The sequence below is a fragment of the Agrobacterium sp. genome (genome assembly GCF_032092815.1).
GTDB lineage: Bacteria > Pseudomonadota > Alphaproteobacteria > Rhizobiales > Rhizobiaceae > Agrobacterium.
On sequence record NZ_DAMDBP010000021.1, the window covers coordinates 55,689 to 59,402 of the forward strand.

Sequence of the window (3,714 nt, forward strand, 5' to 3'; positions counted from 1 at the left end):
CGCCGCCAATTGTCAGTGCGCCGCCAAGACCGGAGGCCGAGCCTGCCAGATGTGGTTTGACGCTGACCATGCCAGCGTTGGAACTGGGCAGTGTCACGCCATTGCCAACGCCGATCAAGGCCAGCGGTAGGAAAAAGGCATAGGCACTGTGCAGATCCGTATAGGCAAGCACGAGTGTGGTGATTATTCCCGTCATGGCAATGATGTTACCAGCGAACATCATCCGGGTAATGCCGATTCGGCTGGCATAACGGCCGGAGATGAAATTACCCAGCATGTAACCGGACGCCATGAAAAAGAACTGCACACCCAGCATTGCCGGTGTCAGGCCGTAAAGCGCGCTGCCGATAAAGGGTGCACCACCCAGAAATGAAAAGAACAGACCCGATGAAAAGGTCGAGGTCAGCGCATAACCCCAAAAGAGTGGCGATTTCAACAGTTCAGGCCACGCCTTGAACTGGGCGGAAAAGCTGGTCGATTTCTGTGTGTTGGTTTCACCAAGGTCGAGATAGACAAGGCTGATGACGATAAGCGTCAGCGCCATCAGCAGCCAGAAACTGGCCTGCCAGCCACCGATATCATTGAGGACACCGCCAATCATCGGCCCGACCATTGGCACCACGGACATGCCCATGGTGACGTAACCGATCATTGATGCGGCCTGATTGGCTGGTACCATGTCTCGCACCACCGCTCTGGCCAGCACAAAGCCGGTCGCAACGGTCGCCTGCACGAAGCGCGCCACCATGAACACCGTCACATTGGGGGCGAGAAAACAGACAAGCGTTGCAAGGCACATGATGCCGAGGCTGACCAGCATCACCGGGCGTCTTCCAAACAGATCAGACAGGGGGCCAATCACCAGCTGCACGCAGGCGGTGGCGGCGAGATAACCAGAGATGGCCAACTGCATCACCGCATATTGGGTGTCGAAATGCTGCGCCATGGCGGGCAGGGATGGTAGAAACACGTTCATGCTGAGGGCAGAGAGCCCGGCCACCATAACCAGCGTGAAAATATGCGGCGGTGTCTTGCGGTCCAGAAAACGTACTTCAGTCACTTCATTACACTCCTGATGCCGCGCGCTGATGTAAAGCGGAGGTGGCGAGCGGGCATCATTCCGGCAATACCGGATCCGGTCAGGAATCCTCGGCCGATTTCATCAAATAGCGTCGTCTCTCGCGATAGAACGTGTAAATGCCGGATGCAATGACAATTGCCGCACCGGTCAATGTCCATACATCGGGTTTCTCGCCAAATACCAGCACGCCGATCAATAGCGCCCACAGCAGGCTGGTATATCGAAACGGTGCCACAAAGGAGATTTCGCCTGAGCGCATGGCAAAGATCACGGTCTGGTAACCGGAAAGTACAAGGATGGATGCGATGGCCAGATGGCCAAGAACACTCCATTCCATTGGCTGCCAGCCGCCAAGCGGTGCAATCAACAGTGCGCCGAACAGCGTGTTGGCGATGGCGGTGAACATGGTGATGGTGAGTGACGGCACATCGGCATACATGCGCCGTGTCGCCAGGTCGCGACAGGCGGTGGCAAATACCGATGCAATGGCCAGAAGCGCGCCCACGGTAAAACCGTCCGGGCCGGGGCGAATGATGATGAGCACGCCAAGGAAACCGACGCCAATAGCCGTCCAGCGCCGCCAGCCGACAGGCTCCCGCAGAAACAGTGCAGCACCCAACGTCACCACCAGCGGCAGAGACTGCATGACGGAGGAGAGACTGGCAAATTCCACCTGGCCAAGTGCTGTGAGGAACATGATCGAGGCTGCTATTTCGCTGAGTGTGCGCAACAGCACCAGTGGACGAAACAGCGTCTTGATCGGGCGCAGGGCGCCGAAATGTTTGGCGATGAAGAGGATCAGAACCGTGGTCATCAGACCGCGCACAAACATGATCTGGCCGGTATTCAGGAAAGGTGTGACGGATTTTACCAGTGCGTCGTTGATGGTGAAGCTCGCCATGGCAAGGGCCATGAACATCGCGCCTCGGGTATTTTCCGTCATTGCCATTGTGTGCAGGGCCTCTCCCGTCCGAATCCCCTTCGGACACGAGGCAGTAGTACCCAATTGGTTAGGGCTGTGCGAGGTCAACGAGGCGTGAAAACGTCCGGTTGTGCTGACGAATTAATTAAGTGGTATATAAATTGAGATCAGCCGTGCAAGTCCGGCGGATTAACCGCCGGTGACGCTCATATGTCTGGCAACGGCCGGGCGTTTGTGGTCGCGGTCAATGATGAAGTCATGGCCCTTGGGCTTGCGCAAAATGGCCTCATCTATGGCCTGCGACAACAGGCCGTTGTCATCGCTGGCGCGGAGCGCCGTGCGCAGGTCTGCGGCATCATTCTGGCCAAGGCACATGTAAAGCGTACCGGTGCAGGTCAGGCGTACACGGTTGCAGCTTTCGCAGAAATTGTGGGTCAGCGGTGTGATGAAGCCGAGGCGGCCACCGGTTTCCGCGACCTGGAAGTAACGGGCAGGGCCGCCTGTCTTGTAGGGAATGTCCGACAGTGTGAACTGGTCTTCCAGCTGCGTGCGCAGTTGCGACAGCGGCAGATAACGGTCGGTGCGGTCTTCCTCGATTTCACCCATCGGCATGGTTTCAATCACCGTCAGATCCATGCCGCGCCCATGGGCAAAACGCATCATGTCGGCGATTTCGAATTCGTTGAAATCCTTCAGCGCAACCGCGTTGAGCTTGATCTGCAGACCGGCCTTCTGGGCAGCATCAATGCCTTCCATGACCTTGGAAAAATCGCCCCAGCGGGTGATCTGGCGAAACTTGACCGGGTCCAGCGTGTCGAGCGACACATTGATGCGCCGCACACCACAGTCGTAGAGTTCCTCGGCATTGCGTGCGAGTTGCGACCCGTTGGTGGTCAGCGTCAGCTCATCAAGCGTGCCGGCATACACATGGCGCCCGAGATTGCGGACCAGTTCCATGATGTTCTTGCGCACCAGCGGCTCGCCGCCGGTCAGCCGCAACTTGCGAACACCTTTCTGGATGAAGGCGGAACAGAGCCTGTTCAGTTCTTCCAGCGTCAACAGGTCCTTCTTTGGCAGGAAGGTCATGTGTTCGGACATGCAATAGGTGCAGCGGAAATCGCAGCGATCTGTCACGGACACGCGCAAATAGGTGACCGCACGCCCGAAGGGGTCGATCATCGGTTCCGAATTTGGTGTCAGGGGTGCGGTTTTTCCAACCGGGCCCAGAAAGCTGTTCAACGTACCAACTCCTGCGTCGAACACATGTTCAATGTGCTAGTATTCCTGGCCAAGCCAAGGTGTTCGCTGCGTGTGCTTTATCTAGAGGCTTGCGTATAGTGAAACAAGACCATAACTGTGAAACACTACAAGACATTAGGGAAATGAACAATGAGTGATCCTTGGCCCACGGAATTGAAGGTCTCACAGGATCGTCATTTGCTGTCTGTTACCTTTGATGATGGCGGACAATTCAGGCTGCCGGCCGAAATGTTGCGGGTACTGTCGCCTTCGGCGGAAGTGCAAGGCCATGGACCCGGCCAGAAGGTGACGGTACCTGGCAAGCGCAATGTTGCCATTCGCGCCATGACGGCCGCTGGCAACTACGCAGTTCGAATTGTGTTCGACGATGGCCATGACAGCGGCATTTACACATGGAAATATCTGCTGGAACTGGGGCGCGACGGTGAAAAACTGTTTGCTGCCTATGAGG

Annotated in this window: 4 protein-coding genes; 1 reads left to right on the forward strand and 3 read right to left on the reverse strand. The window is 56.7% G+C overall.

Annotated elements, in window-relative coordinates; all coding sequences use genetic code 11:
• The 3 genes from RT613_RS14115 to moaA all read right to left on the reverse strand — a co-directional run.
• Positions 1 to 1,060, reverse strand: a 1,060-nt coding sequence (locus RT613_RS14115) for a multidrug effflux MFS transporter (protein ID WP_313616258.1), incomplete at its 3' end; no start/stop codon positions are given.
• 79 nt (positions 1,061 to 1,139) lie between these two features.
• Entirely contained in the window at positions 1,140 to 2,030 is an 891-nt protein-coding gene (locus RT613_RS14120) for a DMT family transporter (protein WP_313616259.1), read from the reverse strand.
• Positions 2,031 to 2,192: 162 nt separating this feature from the next.
• Positions 2,193 to 3,182, reverse strand: coding sequence for a GTP 3',8-cyclase MoaA (moaA, locus tag RT613_RS14125; protein WP_313616279.1), 990 nt, complete (start codon positions 3,180 to 3,182; stop codon positions 2,193 to 2,195).
• Positions 3,183 to 3,392: 210 nt separating this feature from the next.
• On the opposite strand from moaA, the gene RT613_RS14130 reads away from it, so the two are divergent.
• Positions 3,393 to 3,714, forward strand: a 322-nt coding sequence (locus RT613_RS14130) for a DUF971 domain-containing protein (RefSeq protein WP_313616260.1), incomplete at its 3' end; no start/stop codon positions are given.

What these genes read in the sequence shown, in the direction of transcription:
- RT613_RS14120 (WP_313616259.1), bottom strand. Translation starts at nt 2,030, where the DNA reads ATGGCAATGACGGAAAATACCCGAGGCGCGATGTTCATGGCCCTTGCC.
- moaA (WP_313616279.1), bottom strand. Translation starts at nt 3,182, where the DNA reads ATGATCGACCCCTTCGGGCGTGCGGTCACCTATTTGCGCGTGTCCGTG.